General features: G+C 43.5%; 15 protein-coding genes. 12 read left to right on the forward strand and 3 right to left on the reverse strand.

All coding sequences use genetic code 11. The features are described from left to right. Positions 1–15: 15 nt before the first annotated feature. Positions 16–774: an SDR family NAD(P)-dependent oxidoreductase gene (locus tag GKS34_RS06305; RefSeq protein WP_163383963.1), complete on the reverse strand. Its 759-nt coding sequence runs from the start codon at positions 772–774 to the stop codon at positions 16–18. A gap of 201 nt (positions 775–975) precedes the next feature. Continuing rightward, a complete protein-coding gene (locus tag GKS34_RS06310; protein WP_163383964.1) occupies positions 976–1,851 on the reverse strand; it encodes a PIG-L deacetylase family protein in 876 nt (291 codons plus the stop codon). A gap of 159 nt (positions 1,852–2,010) precedes the next feature. Between GKS34_RS06310 and serS the strand changes: the two genes are divergently transcribed. Next, positions 2,011–3,288 (forward strand): serine--tRNA ligase, encoded by a 1,278-nt coding sequence (gene serS, locus GKS34_RS06315; RefSeq protein ID WP_163383965.1) that lies wholly within the window; start codon positions 2,011–2,013, stop codon positions 3,286–3,288. A 35-nt stretch (positions 3,289–3,323) separates the two neighbouring features. Here serS and GKS34_RS06320 read toward each other — a convergent pair whose 3' ends face one another. Continuing rightward, positions 3,324–4,319: a dihydrodipicolinate synthase family protein gene (locus tag GKS34_RS06320; RefSeq protein ID WP_240459213.1), complete on the reverse strand. Its 996-nt coding sequence runs from the start codon at positions 4,317–4,319 to the stop codon at positions 3,324–3,326. A 227-nt stretch (positions 4,320–4,546) separates the two neighbouring features. Here GKS34_RS06320 and GKS34_RS06325 point away from each other — a divergent pair, with 227 nt between their 5' ends. The 11 genes from GKS34_RS06325 (at position 4,547) to GKS34_RS06375 (ending at position 15,798) form a co-directional block, all read left to right on the forward strand. After that, a complete protein-coding gene (locus tag GKS34_RS06325; RefSeq protein ID WP_163383967.1) occupies positions 4,547–5,212 on the forward strand; it encodes a heme exporter protein CcmB in 666 nt (221 codons plus the stop codon). A gap of 238 nt (positions 5,213–5,450) precedes the next feature. Beyond that, positions 5,451–6,125 (forward strand): cytochrome c biogenesis protein CcsA, encoded by a 675-nt coding sequence (gene ccsA / locus GKS34_RS06330; RefSeq protein WP_163383968.1) that lies wholly within the window; start codon positions 5,451–5,453, stop codon positions 6,123–6,125. Positions 6,126–6,217: 92 nt separating this feature from the next. Further along, the gene (locus GKS34_RS06335; RefSeq protein ID WP_163383969.1) at positions 6,218–6,460 is read left to right on the forward strand and encodes a CcmD family protein; all 243 of its coding nucleotides are present in this window, start codon (positions 6,218–6,220) and stop codon (positions 6,458–6,460) included. A gap of 3 nt (positions 6,461–6,463) precedes the next feature. Beyond that, positions 6,464–6,880, forward strand: a complete 417-nt coding sequence (locus tag GKS34_RS06340; RefSeq protein WP_163383970.1) for a cytochrome c maturation protein CcmE domain-containing protein — start codon at positions 6,464–6,466, stop codon at positions 6,878–6,880. A 38-nt stretch (positions 6,881–6,918) separates the two neighbouring features. After that, positions 6,919–9,447 (forward strand): cytochrome c biogenesis protein CcsA, encoded by a 2,529-nt coding sequence (gene ccsA, locus GKS34_RS06345; protein ID WP_163383971.1) that lies wholly within the window; start codon positions 6,919–6,921, stop codon positions 9,445–9,447. Positions 9,448–9,515: 68 nt separating this feature from the next. Next, positions 9,516–10,292, forward strand: coding sequence for a Rossmann-like and DUF2520 domain-containing protein (locus GKS34_RS06350; RefSeq protein ID WP_163383972.1), 777 nt, complete (start codon positions 9,516–9,518; stop codon positions 10,290–10,292). Positions 10,293–10,391: 99 nt separating this feature from the next. Continuing rightward, positions 10,392–11,264, forward strand: coding sequence for a geranylgeranylglycerol-phosphate geranylgeranyltransferase (locus GKS34_RS06355; RefSeq protein ID WP_163383973.1), 873 nt, complete (start codon positions 10,392–10,394; stop codon positions 11,262–11,264). Between the two features lie 30 nt (positions 11,265–11,294). Continuing rightward, a complete protein-coding gene (locus tag GKS34_RS06360; protein ID WP_163383974.1) occupies positions 11,295–12,236 on the forward strand; it encodes a glycoside hydrolase family protein in 942 nt (313 codons plus the stop codon). Positions 12,237–12,310: 74 nt separating this feature from the next. Next, positions 12,311–12,868, forward strand: a complete 558-nt coding sequence (gene purN, locus GKS34_RS06365; RefSeq protein ID WP_163383975.1) for a phosphoribosylglycinamide formyltransferase — start codon at positions 12,311–12,313, stop codon at positions 12,866–12,868. Between the two features lie 133 nt (positions 12,869–13,001). Beyond that, positions 13,002–14,528 carry a bifunctional phosphoribosylaminoimidazolecarboxamide formyltransferase/IMP cyclohydrolase gene (gene purH / locus GKS34_RS06370; RefSeq protein WP_163383976.1) on the forward strand — a complete coding sequence of 509 codons (1,527 nt, stop codon included), beginning with the start codon at positions 13,002–13,004 and terminating at the stop codon, positions 14,526–14,528. A 241-nt stretch (positions 14,529–14,769) separates the two neighbouring features. Further along, positions 14,770–15,798: a rod shape-determining protein gene (locus tag GKS34_RS06375; protein WP_092172517.1), complete on the forward strand. Its 1,029-nt coding sequence runs from the start codon at positions 14,770–14,772 to the stop codon at positions 15,796–15,798.

The raw sequence follows: 15,798 nt of genomic DNA on the forward strand, positions 1-15,798 counted from the left end.
TTCTATTTATAGTTATTACATTTTTAATTTACAAAAACCACCATCTACCAGGTAATCTGCGCCTGTAAGAAAGGCCGCTTCATCGGAAGCTAGAAAAAAGGCCATGTTGGCCACCTCTTCCGGACTTCCCATCCTTCCCACCGGCTGCGTAGCTGCCAGTTGTTCAAACACTTCTTCTTCCTTTCCTGGATAGGTTTTTGCCAGATAATCATCCACAAAGGGTGTATGAATCCGGGCAGGTGAAATGGCATTGCACCGAATGTTATCCTTTACGTAATCCCGAGCAATGGTCAGCGTCATGTTAAGCACGGCCCCTTTCGTCATCGAATAGGCAAATCGATCTGGTATCCCCATAGTAGCCGCCACAGAGGCCATGTTAATGATCACTCCTCCTCCTTGGGATTTCATTCTGCCGATCACTGCTTTGGAACAGTGAAATACTCCTTTTATATTGACGGCATACAATCGATCAAGGTCCGCTTCTTCTGTAGTTTCCAAGTTGCCGATATGGGAGACACCTGCATTGTTTACCAACACATCAATATTCCCGTCGATACTATCCACTACTTGCTGCACTTCTTGCCGGACTGCCACATCCATTTTTCTGAATTCTACCTTCAATCCTTCTGCCTTTAACCCTGTGGTTACTTTTTGACCATTTTCTTCATTAAAATCCAGTATGTAAACCTTACCTCCGGCGGCAGCAAATTTTTTAACGATAGCTAGTCCAATACCACTGGCACCGCCAGTTACCAAAATATTCTTTCCCTTCATGTGTTTATAATTTTCTTTGATTGGTCACAACTTGTCCCGTATCGAATTGCGGGATAGCCTGTCCCGAAGCTGACTCGGGATAATGCGCATACTTAATAATTGTCCCTTCGAGTGGCGTTCTCGTCATGGTCGATTTCATTAAATTTACTGTTTTTAGGGTAAATCGATTCAGCTACCAATAAGCTGATTGAAGTAAAAAACTCACTTACCTAGCATAGGAAAAAGCCTTTTCAGATCTTCCTCTGACGGTTGGCTACCGTATTCACATACTTCAAATGCCTCCGCATATTGAACATCCTCAGCCCTGTCTGCTCCATACCACTTTCCAAGGCTTACTCTTACAGCAGGGGAAATGCTGCCAAATCGTTTTCCTTTTAACCATTCCTTTCTTTCCTCTTTCCCCTCGGGAACTTCATCTGCATAGCCGCCAATCCAAGGCAACCACTCATAAAACTGAGATTCGTGAGCGTCCATGCCGTTGATCTTTTTATCGATTACGGGACTGATGTCCACAGCAACGTGCGGTTCAAAAGGATTGGGTTTTTGAAAATGGTCTTGAAAATAGAGAAAGACCGGATTTTTCTTTAATGGCGGCGTATCAGGGGCCACATTGGGTACCCCAACCATATAAGCAGCATCCTGAACCAGCACACCGGTATATCGGTGATCGGGATGGTAATCGTTGGGACGGGGCGCAATGACCACATCTGCATTCCACTCCCGGATTTTCCGGATTATCTGAAGGCGGATTTCCAGAGTTGGCAACAATTCTCCATCGTGATTGTCGAGTACATCGTACTCCACCCCCATCCTTCTGGCTACTTCCTGAGTTTCGGCAATACGTCTTTTGGCGAGCATCCCTCCCCCTTCTTCCATGTGACCCGCATCCCCATTGGTCACCGAAACAAATTTCACCTTATGGCCCATGGCTACATATAAAGAGGCGGTTCCTCCACCTTTTATATCACAATCATCCGGATGCGCACCGATCATGATGATCCGTAAGGGGTCCTGCTGAGCCAGAACCGACGAAATGGAAATAAAACAAAATATAACAGCAAAAACCTTGGCTTTCATATATTAAATTAAGAGTTGATATAAGATAAAGCTTGAAGATAGTCAATTCACACAATTTTGCCAATCAGGTATTCCAAATTATCTGTAAAATACCTATTGCACGAAACATATTCCTTATCTTTGCAGCCTGAATTTTAAACTGAAAAAAGCCCTCCACCTATGCTTCAGGTAAATGAAATAAGAGAAAATTTCGAGCGTGCCTGCGAAGGATTAAGAAAAAGAAACATTCCAAATCCGGATGCCTTGCTTCAGCAGGTGATGGATATGGATGATAAACGGAAGCAAACGCAGGTAGAAAGAGATTCCCTACAGGCCGAATCCAATGCCCTCGCAAAGCAAATTGGGCAATTAATGAAAAGTGGGAAAAGAGAAGAAGCAGAAACCATCAAAGAACAAACGGCTGCTATAAAATCTCAGGTTAAAGCGTTGGAGGAGCAATACAGTAGCTGCGAAAACTCCCTGACGCAAATACTCTACTCCATACCGAATATACCGCACGAATCGGTGCCTGCAGGCAAATCCGCTGAAGACAATGAAGTCGTATTACAAGATGGACAAATCCCCGAATTAAGCCCCACACAAAAATTCCCGCATTGGGAATTGATTAAAAAATACGATATCGTCGATTTTGAGCTGGGTGTTAAAATCACAGGAGCTGGGTTTCCGGTTTACAAAGGAAAGGGAGCCAAATTACAGCGGGCCCTTGTGAACTTTTTCCTAGATGAAGCGGAAAAAGCGGGTTACCATGAGGTCCAGCCTCCTATTATGATTAATGAGGAAAGTGGGTATGCCACAGGTCAATTACCGGACAAGGAAGGCCAAATGTACATGGCCTCCGAAGACGGGCTCTACCTGATCCCTACCGCGGAGGTCCCTATCACCAATATGTACCGAAACGAGGTGCTTGCCGAAGCTGATTTACCTAAAAAGAATGCGGGGTTTACCCCTTGTTTCAGAAGAGAAGCAGGTAATTGGGGCGCGCATGTACGAGGTCTTAACAGACTGCATCAATTTGACAAAGTCGAAATCGTCCAGATAACCCACCCTGACAAATCTTACCCTACTCTGGAGGAAATGAGCCTTCACGTACAGCAGCTGCTGCAGAAACTGAAGCTTCCCTACCGGGTGCTGCGGCTTTGCGGAGGAGATATGGGCTTCACTTCAGCCCTAACCTACGACATGGAAGTTTTTTCTGCCGGGCAGGAAAGGTGGCTGGAAGTAAGTTCGGTAAGTAATTTTGAAACGTATCAGTCCAACCGATTAAAACTGCGTTTCAAAAATCAAGACCGAAAAACGGTGTTGGCCCATACACTAAATGGGAGTGCCTTGGCATTACCCAGGATAGTAGCCGCTCTCCTGGAGAACAATCAAAGTGAGCGGGGAATAAAAATGCCTAAGGTATTGGTCCCTTACCTTGGATTTGAATGGATTTCGTAATGTTTGAAAATGGGTTTCCTTGTAATTAACTGGCGTTAAATACCCAGTTGTTCTTTCCATTCCTGAACTTCGCGGTATCCCTGATCAATTTGTTGTTGCTGGCCCTGAGTTAGAGAGGAGTTTGACCTTCGGCTGGTAAGTTCCAGGTTCATACCGGATTTATTCAGAAAATACCGGGAAGATAGCTGGTAATTGACGGTAATTCTGGATTCCATTGCCTTCAACTTTTCCTGAAGCCAATCCACTTCCGCTTTTTTCTCGGGATTTTCGGCATGTTGGCAAACCCAGGCAATTACTTCGGGGTAATAATTGCCTGCAATAGGGGATAACCCTGCTCCTCCTGCCCGTAGAGAGGCGACAGCGCTCCCGATATGAGCATTGTAAAGGCCAAGGTCAGAACGCTGAGACAGGCGAAGCTTTTTACGAATATGTTCGATGTCTTCTGTGGTGTCTTTGTGGTAAACCAGCCGCCCGGTACCCAAAAGAAAATCAAGCACTTCCAGGGACAAAACCCGTTTGTATGGACTGGGGCACTCGTAGGTCCCCAAGGCCAGGGAATTGGTTTGGTTCAGATAAGATTCCAGGTTGCGAATCATGGTTTCATCCGACTCTTCAGGGGCAGCAAAATGGGAAGTAATCATAATGACCGCATCCACTCCCGTATCAGCCAATTTTTTGGAAAACGTCGCCTTCTCGTAAGTATCTTCTCCAAATGAACCCGTAGCGACCACTGGAAAGCGCCCATTGACCCGCTTAACTACTGTTTCCGTCACTTTCAATCGTTCTTCCGGGCTCAGGTCGTACATTTCGCTGCTGAGGCAATTGGCAAACAAACCCCTGGCTCCGGCTGCCAGGTAATAATCTGTCAGGGATTCCAACCCTTTATAGTCCACCGATTTATCCTTATTGTAGGGTGTCAACATTACCGGCACAAAGGACTTTTCTCCAATTGATACCTTCAATTTGTTCCAGGCCTGCAGCCCATAAATTGGAGTCAGACTTGCTGCCGTTCCTAAAATAATCTTTTTCATGAAGTCTCGCCTTGGTTTCATCTCACTTGTCATTTTACCTTCCATAACAAAAATACAAATTTGGTTTGCCAATTCAATTTCTCCAGATTTCGGTTATCACAATAAACAAGATACCCTACCAGAAATACCCTCCTTCCATTGATTAAGGCTAATCCCCAGAGGTCAATGGGATAAATTAATCCTATTTTCGCTGACAATAATATCCCTCTGCCTATATTTGCCGCAGTATGTGGAAGGAAATAGTCCTATTGGTCAGAAAAGAAGCAGTACTGGAGTGGCGACAAAAGTACGCCATCAACGGGATTCTGCTATACGTGATCAGCGCGGTTTTTATCACCTACCTTAGTATGGGTGCCGGTAAGGGGAATCTGGGAGTACCAGTATGGAATGCCCTCTATTGGATCATTATTTTATTTTCTTCCGTAAATGCAGTGGCTAAAAGTTTTGTGCAAGAGCATCAGGGCAGGCAGTTGTATTACTACATGATCGCATCCCCGGAAGCGATCATCCTTTCCAAGACCATTTATAACACCCTGCTTACCCTGCTTTTAGCTTTGTTAGGGTATGGGGTTTTTGGGATCGTTTTTGGAAATCCGGTAGCTGATCAACCCCTTTTTCTGCTCAACCTATTTTTAGGAGCGATGGGTTTTTCTGCCTCCCTGACAATGGTTTCGGCCATTGCTTCCAAAACCAGCAACAACGGCACCTTGATGGCCATTTTAAGCTTTCCAGTGCTGATCCCCATTCTCCTTATGGCCATTCAGGTTTCAAAAAATGCGATCGATGGCCTGGATAGGGAGATCAATGCAGAAAAAATACTTACACTATTGGCCATTAATGCCATTGTAGCCGTCAGTTCCTACATTCTTTTTCCCTACCTTTGGCGGAGTTGAGACACCATTTGCCGTAGGTAATACCTACTTTTTACCAGCTCTCGACCGGTGAGCAAATAAACCCAACAATTGTGAATAAATCGCTTAGAAACACTTATTTTTGCCACTGAATTGACGGGAAGATTTCTTCCATTCTCCGGGCTTAATTTCCCAATCTGAAATTTTATTTCTGGCCGGAGAAGGTCGTTTAGTTACGCCGAAGGAACAGGAAAAGAGCGATTCCTAAAAATAATTGTAAATGAAAACTTATTGGTGGAAAATACTGGCCATAATGCTCCTTGCCTATACGATAATTGCAGGTTTGTTAATAGATGTGCCCAGGTTGCCGATTTTAAATGAAACCATCCGGGCCTTGTTTTTCCACGTGACTATGTGGTTTGGCATGCTGCTGATGCTGATTGTTGCCGTATATTATGGGATTCTGCACCTTCGGTCAGGCGATTTAGTTCACGATGACATGGCAGTAGAATTCACCAATACGGCCATCCTTTTCGGTGTGGTGGGAATTAGCACCGGGATGATTTGGGCTAAATTTACCTGGGGAGATTACTGGACGAATGATCCCAAGCTTAATGCATCGGCTATTGGCTTGCTGATGTACTTTGCATACCTGGTTTTACGAAATTCATTGACAGATGTGTATCAGCGGGCTAGAATAAGTGCTGTCTACAGTATTTTTGCTTTTGCAGCATTTATCCCCCTCATTTTCATTTTACCCCGATTAACAGATAGCCTTCACCCAGGGAACGGCGGAAACCCTGGGTTTAATGCTTACGACATGGATAGCAATCTCCGAACGGTATTTTATCCCGCCATCATCGGCTGGACTCTCTTGGGTACCTGGATCAGTACGCTCCGGGTTCGTTTCAGACGTTTGGAAAGAAAATTAGAAGACAAATTGATTAACCAGTAACATGAAATCGAGCATGATGGAGGCGACACACAGAGGGATGATTATAAAGCATGCGAGATTCCATATGGCCGCTTAAAGACAATTATAAACACATGAAAAAAATCATTTTCATCCTCCTTTTATTAATTAGCTTTACCGGAAAAGCTCAGGATAAAATCGACATTACGGCGGAAGATTATCAAAATTCAACAGTCCAAATGGCTGATGGCATGCGTTCGGAAGGAAAAATCTACGTTTTAGTAGCCATAATTGGAATTGTTTTGGGGGGAATTCTGGTTTATGTCATACAGACGGATCGCAAAATCAGCGGGCTGGAGAAAAAATTTAACGATTAACACATGAAAAGAGGACATATTATCGGCCTGGGAATCATTGGGGTGGCCATCATCATCATCATTACCTCCATTGGCGACGCCAGTACCTATGAAAGTTTCTCCACTGCCAAATCAATGGCAATAAACGGCAATACGGAGGCCATTCACGTAGTAGGTCAGCTAAAGAAAGATCCCAAAGGCAAAGTTGTAGGCATTGAAGTGGGACAAGATAAAACTTCGTTCACTTTTGTAATGGTAGACAATGAAGGAATAGAGCAACAGGTGTATTATAATGAACCCGTTCCTGCAGATTTTATCCGATCTGAACAGGTAGTGGTGATTGGTACTTACAAAACCGAAGAAATGTTTGTTGCAGACAAAATTCTTATGAAATGCCCTTCCAAATATCAGGAGACTGATGTCAAAACTGCCTCATCCTGAAACATCAGGAATTAACACACCCTAAATTAAAGTAGAATATGATGAATACCTTTATGGGTAATCTGGGCCATTTCATGGTAATCCTGGCTTTTGTCAGTGCGTTGATTTCCGCTATTTCCTATTATTATTTTACCCGTGCCAGCGAACTGGAAAAACCTTCCTGGAGAAACTTTAGCCGGATCACTTTCTACATTCATGGAATCGCGTCAGTGGCTATCGCATTTTCCTTATTCGAAATTATCTATAGCCACCGTTTTGAATATTTTTATGCCTATTCCCATTCTTCGATAGGCCTACCCGTTCATTACATGATATCCAGCTTCTGGGAAGGTCAGGAAGGAGCTTTCATTCTTTGGATTTTCTGGAATGTGGTATTGGGACTGGTGGTCATACACACCAACAGGTTTTGGGAAGGCCCGGTAATGCTGGTATTTATGCTGGTGCAGGCTTTTTTGGTTTCCATGATTTTAGGAGTAGTGATAGGAGATATCAAAATCGGCAGTTCCCCTTTCATGTTGCTTCGAGATGTTTCCGATGCACCCATTTTCCAGATCAACCCCGAATTCGTACCTGAAGATGGAACCGGCTTAAATCCACTACTTCAAAACATCTGGATGGTCATCCATCCGCCTACGCTGTTTTTAGGATATGCTTCTACCCTAATCCCTTTTGCCTTTTTGATGGCGGGACTTGGATTAAAAAAATACTCCGAATGGATTCGGCCCGCTTTGCCCTGGGCCATCTTCTCTGCCATGATCCTCGGAATGGGGATAATCATGGGAGCCTATTGGGCCTATGTAACGCTTAATTTTGGAGGTTATTGGAACTGGGACCCGGTAGAAAATGCGGTGTATGTACCTTGGCTTATTATGGTGGCAGCTATCCATACCATGATTACTTTCAAAAAGAGTACTACCGCTTTGAAAACGTCCATGGTGTTGGTTATCAGTTCGTTTATTTTGGTATTATATGCTACGTTTCTCGTAAGAAGTGGTGTATTGGGCGATTCATCGGTGCATTCATTTACTGATCTCGGTCTCTCGGGACAGCTGCTGATTTACATGCTCTTCTTTTTGGCAGTAGCTGTTTTTCTGGCAGTCAGGGAATGGAAATACATTCCTACCTCTGAAAAAGAGGCTTCTGTTTATTCCAGGGAATTCTGGATATTTATCGGTGCCACTACCCTGGGTTTAATGGCATTTCAGGTAATTATTCCAACTTCTATTCCAGTTTACAATGCGTTGATCGAAAGTTTTGGAGGCCTTTCAAATCTGGCTCCCCCAGCAGATCAGATTGGATTTTACACCAAGTTTCAGCTTTGGTTTGCCGTGGCCCTGGCACTACTGACAGGGATCGGTCAGTTTTTCTGGTGGAACAAGATGGATAAAAAGGATCTAAAAAATTCCCTGGTCACTCCCTATATCATTTCTATGGTGCTGGCAGCATTGATCATCACCATAGGGAAAGTTTATGACGTCACTTACATCGTGATCGTTCTGGCAGGAGCCTTTACCATCGTTGCTAACAGTACCATCCTTATCAAACTTATAAGAAAGAAAACATTCAAGCTTTCCGGAGGTTCCCTGGCTCATATTGGGTTGGGGATGGTGCTGATAGGGGTGATGTTTTCTTCCGGCTATTCGGACACCATCTCCATCAACATGTCCGGTCTGACGTATAAAAAAGATTGGGAGGATGAGCTGAACAAAGAGAACGTCTTGCTTTGGATCAACAAACCCTTGCAAATGAAAGAGTACGAAGTCATCTACAGGGGAAGGTATAAAAAGGTAACCGGAGTTCCCGGCTATGTAAAAGCAGATGCGCTAGAGGCTACGGGTGCAATAAACGAGGCAGTGGCACTGGAAGATATCGGGGTTAATGAAGAACTATACCATCCAAAGGGAGATACTGTAAATCTTGTTCTACAAGAAAATTCTTATTTTAAAGTAGAATATTATAAAGAAGATGAATTAAAGTTCACGCTTTACCCCATGTCGCAGCCCAATCCTACCATGGGATTGATTTCCTCCCCGGATTCTAAGAGATACCTGACCCGGGACCTGTATACTCACGTCTCTGCAATAAACGATTACGAGGAACCCGAATGGAAAGAGGCGGAATCAGTGAATGCTGCTCCGGGAGATCAATTTTTCATTAACGATTTTGTCACCCGATTTGAAGGAGCTGAAGTGGTCAATGAATTGGATGGGGTACCTTTGGAGGAGGGAGATGTTGCTGTTAAAGCCAACCTTACCATATTGGATTACGATGTGGAGAAAAAGCTGGCTCCTGTTTTTCTGATCCGAGGGAATCAGGTGGGTAAGATCCCGGATATTGATAATGACCTGGGAATTAAAGTCGAGGTAGAAAATATCGTACCGGAAGATAATAAGTTCGTCTTTAAAATAAGTACCTATCAAAAAGACTATGTAGTGATGAAAGCGGCTGTTAAACCCATGATCAATGTCCTTTGGTTGGGCACCATCGTGATGCTAATCGGATTTAGCGTTGCCATTTTCAGAAGATTTGATGAGTTTCAGAAAATGAAGAGAAAGGGTCTTGAATAACTACCGGTCTTTCGGAATTTACCTAACCCCTGATGTGAATTAGGGGTTATTTTTTTTAATTTTCAGGTATGAAATTCACGATTGCAATTATTGGTACTGGAAATGTAGCCTATCACCTTTCTTCAGCACTGGAAAACGCGGGCCATGTCATTACAGAAATCTATGGGAGAAATTTAGCTGCCGCTGAAAAACTTTCTTCCCGACTTTATGGCACGGAGGCAAGCGACGTGCTGGATTTCACCGAAAGTTCGGCACGAATCTATATCCTCGCCGTGAGTGATCAAGCCGTTGCAGACATTGCAGAGGCTATATTACTCCCAGAAAACAGCACGCTGCTACACACAAGCGGTGTCCTGCCGCTAGATATTTTGGCACAAAGCTCAGCTGATTTTACGGGTATCCTCTATCCGCTCCAGAGTTTAAGCAAAGGCAGAGACATTGGTTTTGAGGAGGTGCCCTTTTTATTGGAAGCAGATGAATTCGAAACAATAAAGAAACTCAAGATCCTATGCCGAAGCCTTTCTTCACCCTATTACCTTGTCCCCTCCTCTGAGCGGCGTGCCATTCACGTTGCGGCCGTTTTCGCTTCAAATTTCACCAACCATATGCTATTAGTGGCCGAGTCTTTAATGAGTCAGCAGGGCCTGGACTTTGAGATGTTAAAACCACTGATCATTGAGCAAATCAACAAATCCCTTCAAATGGGGGCTAGAGCATCCCAAACAGGGCCTGCCATGCGGGGGGATTTCGACACCCTGGAAAATCACCTTCGTTTTTTAGCAACAAACGAACAATGGGCAGAAATATACCAGGTGGTGTCCCAGGATATCCTTGACAGTCATTAGGATAGCTTATTGATTACCACCTTTTTCTTATGACAGGCGGTGTGTTTTTTTTCCAGGGAAATATTATCCTTATTGCTACCATTGTCGTTATTTTGCACTATGAAAAATAAACAGGCTTCTCCGGCTTTTACCTTCAGTGCGTTTGTGAAAATCATTCGTCCGGAAAACCTGCTCATGGTTGCTTTTGCGCAATTAATGACCGCCTTTTTTCTGGTGGGCACTACCCGTTCTGGGGAATTCATTTTGCTGGACTATCATTTGTACCTGCTCATCACCTCCACAGTGATTCTCACCGGTTCAGGGTATATGATCAATGATTATTACGATGTAAAAATAGATTATGTAAATCGGCCCAAGGCTGTTGTAATCGGAAAGGGAATGAAACGTAGAATGGTCATGATCCTGCACACAGTCATGAATCTGGTTGGAATTTCTTTGGGCATGCTAGTCCATCCAAAAATTGGTGCCATTACCTTTCTGGCAGCCTTCCTACTTTGGCTCTACAGCAATTCGCTTAAACGACTGCCCTTTATAGGCAATCTTACAGTGGCCTCTCTTACCGGTTTAGCCATTTGGATTGTAGGCCTTTATTACCAAAAGTCGGAGCTGTTGGTCCTTACCTATGCCTTATTTGCCTTTTTTATAAACCTAATACGAGAAATACTAAAGGACATCGAAGATCGGAATGGGGATCGGAAACACGGTTGCCGCACCTTGCCCATCGTATTAGGCTTCAGAAAAACCAAACAAATAATCTTTTTCATTGCTGTACTTTTCGTCGGGGCGATTCTTTTTGTCACATTTAAAATTAACGAACCCTTGTTGTTTGTTTATTTCAGTTTGTTGAGTGTATTCTTTTGTCTTTTTATGGTGAAAATATACAAAGCAGACCGGAAATCTCATTTCACCGAACTGAGCACCTTGTCAAAAATCCTTATGCTTACCGGGATTCTTAGCATGGGCTTTCTTTAATTTTTTCTATTAATTGCGCTATATTGAGATATGAAAAACATTTTGATTCAGTTCCTGGCACTTTTGGTTTGTTCCCTGATCGGAGCTTGCCAGCCTAATTCCACTTCTAAAAAAAGTAGTGAAACCGAGGATAATTTACCTTTTCCCAAAGAAATAATCGAATTCACTCCCCATCCCGAAAACCCTATCTTCAGTGGTACCGGGGAAAATACCTGGGATCGCCGGATTAGGGAACGGGGTTTTATTTTAAAAGAAGCAGACGGATATCACATGTGGTACACGGGATTTGAAGATTACGAGGAGAATACCATCCTCAAGCTGGGATATGCTCGTTCTGAAGATGGGATTCATTGGAACCGGTTCGAGGAAAACCCTATTTTCAAGGAAAGTTGGGTAGAGGACATGATGGTATGGGAACATGAAGGACGTTATTACATGTTTGCAGAGGGGAAAAACGACATAGCCAAAATGCTGACATCTACAGACAAAATCCACTGGGAAAACCAAGGAAACCTGGATATTCGCCAGCAGGATGGATCTCCACTGAGTGAAGGCCCTTACGGCACCCCTACCGTCTGGGTAGAAAACGGAATCTGGTACTTATTTTACGAACGGAATGATCAGGGAATTTGGCTGGCCACCTCAGAGGACCTGAAAACCTGGACCAACGTACAGGATGATCCCGTGATCCACATGGGCCCCGAGACCTATGATCAATACGGGGTAGCGGTAAACCAGGTAATAAAATACAAAGATAATTATTACGCATATTACCACGGCACTTCCCTGGAAGACTGGAGTGACTGGACCATGAATGTAGCCGTGTCCAAAGATCTGGTTCAATGGACCAAATATTCCCAAAATCCCATCATGGGGGATAATAAGTCCAGCGGCATCCTGGTTCCTGATGGTACGAAATTTCGATTTTACACCATGCATCCGGAAGTGGCTGTACATTTTCCTGTAGAATAAGCCCTTACAGGTTCCCGTACGATTTTGACTTTCTTTTTTATATCATTTCACAACTTATTTAAACTAATTAGATTTTGAAAAACCTTGCCATTCTCGCTTCAGGAAGCGGAACCAACGCCCAAAAAATCATGGAATACTTCCAATCCTCCACCAAAGGAGAAGTTGTATTGGTAGCTTCCAACAAAAAAGATGCGCTGGTACTGGAAAGAGCGAAAAAATTCAATGTCCCAACGTTTATTTTTTCCAAATCTGACTTGGAAAATGGGGTAGTAACAGCGGCGTTGAAAAAAAACAAGGTCGATTTTGTAATACTTGCAGGGTTTTTGCTTCAACTTCCCCTGGGTTTGGTTCGAGCATTTCCCGACCAAATAGTTAACATACATCCTGCGCTCCTCCCCAATTATGGGGGTAAAGGAATGTATGGAATGCGTGTTCACCAGGCAGTTAAAAATGCTGGGGATGAGGAAACCGGAATTACCATCCATTTAGTGAATGAAAATTACGATGAGGGAAAGATTATTTTTCAAGCGGCTGTTCCCATTGATAAAAAGGACAGTCCCGAACAGATCGCAGATAAAGTCCATTTTCTGGAACACAAATACTATCCAAATGTGATCGAAAGCCTGATTTAATGCCCTGATTTTCCTACCTTTGCCTCCTTAAAAGAAATTTCAAATCACAATCACCAATGATATTTCCAGTTTATTGGGGTCAGGCAAATGCATCGGCTACCAAAAATGGAAAACAAAAAAAATAACACACCTAATGGCTGAAAAAAAAATAAAATCTGCGCTTATATCTGTTTATTATAAAGATAACCTCGAACCCATTATTGGCCTTTTGAAGGAATATGGTGTCAAAATTTATTCTACCGGAGGCACGCAAAAATTCATCCAGGACCAGGGAGCCGAAGTAACTCCCGTCGAAGACTTAACGGGGTATCCCTCAATATTTGGTGGCAGGGTCAAAACCCTTCATCCCAAGATTTTTGGAGGAATCCTACACCGCAGAGCCAATGAAGAAGATCTGGCCCAGGCAGAAGAATACGCTATTCCCGCAATTGACCTTGTCATTGTAGACCTTTACCCCTTTGAAGAAACGGTTGCATCCGGAGCAACTGAATCGGCCATCATCGAAAAGATCGACATCGGGGGCATCGCCCTGATCCGAGCAGCAGCCAAGAACTTTCAAGATGTGACCATCATTGCTTCCCGGGATCAATACGGTGAATTGGAAGAAAAACTAAAATCCCAGAACGGGTCGCTCACAGGTAAGGATCGTCGGTATTTTGCGGCTCGGGCATTTCATGTTTCCTCACACTATGACACCCAGATTTTTAATTACTTCAATCGGGAAGAAAGCATCCCTGTGCTGAAAATTAGTGAAGAAAAATCCAAGGAATTACGCTATGGGGAAAACCCACACCAAAAAGCCCGTTTTTATGGAAATCTGGAAGGCTTATTTGAGCAGTTAAATGGCAAAGAGTTATCTTACAACAACCTGGTGGATGTAGATGCAGCCGTGGCACTGATCGAAGAATTTACAGGTGAAACCGCCTTTGCCATCCTAAAGCATACCAATGCCTGTGGTGTGGCACTAGGTCAAAATGTAAAAGAAGCGTATGAAAAGGCGTTTGCCGCAGATACCCTTTCCGCGTTTGGTGGCGTTTTGATTACCAACAAAACGGTAGACTTAGCGGCTGCAGAAGCCATGCATAGCTTGTTTTTCGAAGTGTTGATTGCTCCAGATTTTGAAGAAGATGCTTTGAAGGTATTAAAGGGGAAAAAAAACCGCATTCTTTTAAAGCAAAAAATAAAATTGACAGGAACCGATCAGGTAAAGACCTTATTAAATGGTTACGTGCAGCAGGACAAGGATTTGAAAACAGAAAGTAAATCAGAATTTCAGCTGGCCACTGAAAAAGCTCCCACAGAAGATGAAATGGATGCATTGGTTTTTTCATTGAAAATTTGCAAGCATACCAAATCCAATACCATCGTTTTGAGTAACAAAGATCAGTTATTTTCCAGCGGAGTAGGACAAACCAGTCGGGTGGATGCTTTGAAACAGGCAATCGAAAAAGCCAGGTCTTTTGGATTTGATCTGAAGGATGCAGTGATGGCATCGGATGCCTTCTTTCCTTTTCCTGATTGCGTTGAGATTGCGGACCAGGCAGGTATCCGGGCAGTAGTTCAGCCTGGAGGATCTATAAAAGACAAGGATAGTATTAAATACTGTGACGACCACGGCATGAGTATGGTGATGACAGGCGTCAGACACTTCAAACACTAATTTGTGGTGGCCTTCGATAGATTGCGTAAACTATAGTTAAAATGATACAGAGAAATTCCGGAAGCATATGTACTTGGTTCCGGGCTTTTTTTGGTTTCGAAGCAACTAAGAATAAATAGGGGAAGGCATAAAGGAATAAATCCGAAATAAGATACTATTTTTGCAGGCACCCGTTCTTTTAAAGGGCTGAAATATGCTACCTTTAAAGGAACAACAATCATTAAATTTAGAAAAGACCAAGATGGGATTATTTGACTTTTTTTCCAGTGACATTGCCATTGATTTGGGGACAGCCAATACGCTTATTATTCATAAAGAAAAAATTGTGGTGGACGAACCGTCCATTATCGCCATAGATAAAACCAATAATAAAGTGTTGGCAGTGGGCCGAGAAGCCATGAACATGCATGAAAAAACGCATGAAAACATCAAAACCATTCGCCCGCTTAAAGACGGGGTAATTGCCGACTTTTATGCTGCTGAGCAGATGATACGAGGTCTGATAAAAATGATTCCAGGTCATAACAAAGGTATGTTTCCACAATCGCATCGAATGGTCATCTGCATCCCTTCCGGAATTACAGAGGTAGAAAAAAGAGCAGTAAGGGATTCTGCAGAACATGCCGGGGGTAAAGAAGTATACATGATTTACGAACCCATCGCTGCTGCCATAGGTATCGGAATAGATATTGAAAAACCCATGGGGTCCATGATCGTAGATATAGGTGGTGGAACCACGGAAATTGCCTTAATCGCTTTGTCGGGAATTGTTGCGGACCAATCTATCCGGGTGGCAGGGGACACCTTCACCAAAGACATTTTAGATTACATGAGACGGCAGCATAACTTATTGATTGGGGAAAGGTCTGCGGAGAAGGTAAAAATTGCTATAGGTTCGGCACTGACGGAGTTAGATGACGCTCCGGAAGATTATGAAATTCGGGGCAGGGACTTGATGACAGGCATTCCAAAAGTGATCAAGGTTTCTTATTCTGAAATAGCCTTTGCGCTGGATAAATCGGTGTCCAAAATCGAGGAAGCGGTTCTTAAAGCACTGGAAATCGCGCCTCCCGAACTATCCGCTGACATTTACGATAATGGCATTCACCTTACCGGCGGAGGTGCACTACTAAAAGGCTTGGATCGACGGTTGCATCAAAAGACAAAATTGCCGATTCACATTGCCGAAGACCCACTTAGAGCTGTGGTCAGAGGCACAGGAAATGCATTAAAAAACATCAATAATTTCAGAACAGTACTCATGACGTAA

The sequence above is a fragment of the Cyclobacterium jeungdonense genome (assembly GCF_010994275.1).
Classification (GTDB): Bacteria; Bacteroidota; Bacteroidia; order Cytophagales; family Cyclobacteriaceae; genus Cyclobacterium; species Cyclobacterium jeungdonense.

Excerpts from the sequence above, each read along its gene's own strand:
- GKS34_RS06320 (WP_240459213.1), bottom strand. The coding sequence starts at position 4,319 with ATGAAAAAGATTATTTTAGGAACGGCAGCAAGTCTGACTCCAATTTAT.
- GKS34_RS06375 (WP_092172517.1), top strand. The coding sequence starts at position 14,770 with ATGGGATTATTTGACTTTTTTTCCAGTGACATTGCCATTGATTTGGGG.
- GKS34_RS06305 (WP_163383963.1), bottom strand. The coding sequence starts at position 774 with ATGAAGGGAAAGAATATTTTGGTAACTGGCGGTGCCAGTGGTATTGGA.
- GKS34_RS06310 (WP_163383964.1), bottom strand. The coding sequence starts at position 1,851 with ATGAAAGCCAAGGTTTTTGCTGTTATATTTTGTTTTATTTCCATTTCG.
- GKS34_RS06335 (WP_163383969.1), top strand. The coding sequence starts at position 6,218 with ATGAAAAAAATCATTTTCATCCTCCTTTTATTAATTAGCTTTACCGGA.
- GKS34_RS06355 (WP_163383973.1), top strand. The coding sequence starts at position 10,392 with ATGAAAAATAAACAGGCTTCTCCGGCTTTTACCTTCAGTGCGTTTGTG.
- ccsA (WP_163383971.1), top strand. The coding sequence starts at position 6,919 with ATGATGAATACCTTTATGGGTAATCTGGGCCATTTCATGGTAATCCTG.
- GKS34_RS06325 (WP_163383967.1), top strand. The coding sequence starts at position 4,547 with ATGTGGAAGGAAATAGTCCTATTGGTCAGAAAAGAAGCAGTACTGGAG.
- GKS34_RS06340 (WP_163383970.1), top strand. The coding sequence starts at position 6,464 with ATGAAAAGAGGACATATTATCGGCCTGGGAATCATTGGGGTGGCCATC.
- GKS34_RS06350 (WP_163383972.1), top strand. The coding sequence starts at position 9,516 with ATGAAATTCACGATTGCAATTATTGGTACTGGAAATGTAGCCTATCAC.
- serS (WP_163383965.1), top strand. The coding sequence starts at position 2,011 with ATGCTTCAGGTAAATGAAATAAGAGAAAATTTCGAGCGTGCCTGCGAA.
- GKS34_RS06360 (WP_163383974.1), top strand. The coding sequence starts at position 11,295 with ATGAAAAACATTTTGATTCAGTTCCTGGCACTTTTGGTTTGTTCCCTG.
- purH (WP_163383976.1), top strand. The coding sequence starts at position 13,002 with ATGGCTGAAAAAAAAATAAAATCTGCGCTTATATCTGTTTATTATAAA.
- ccsA (WP_163383968.1), top strand. The coding sequence starts at position 5,451 with ATGAAAACTTATTGGTGGAAAATACTGGCCATAATGCTCCTTGCCTAT.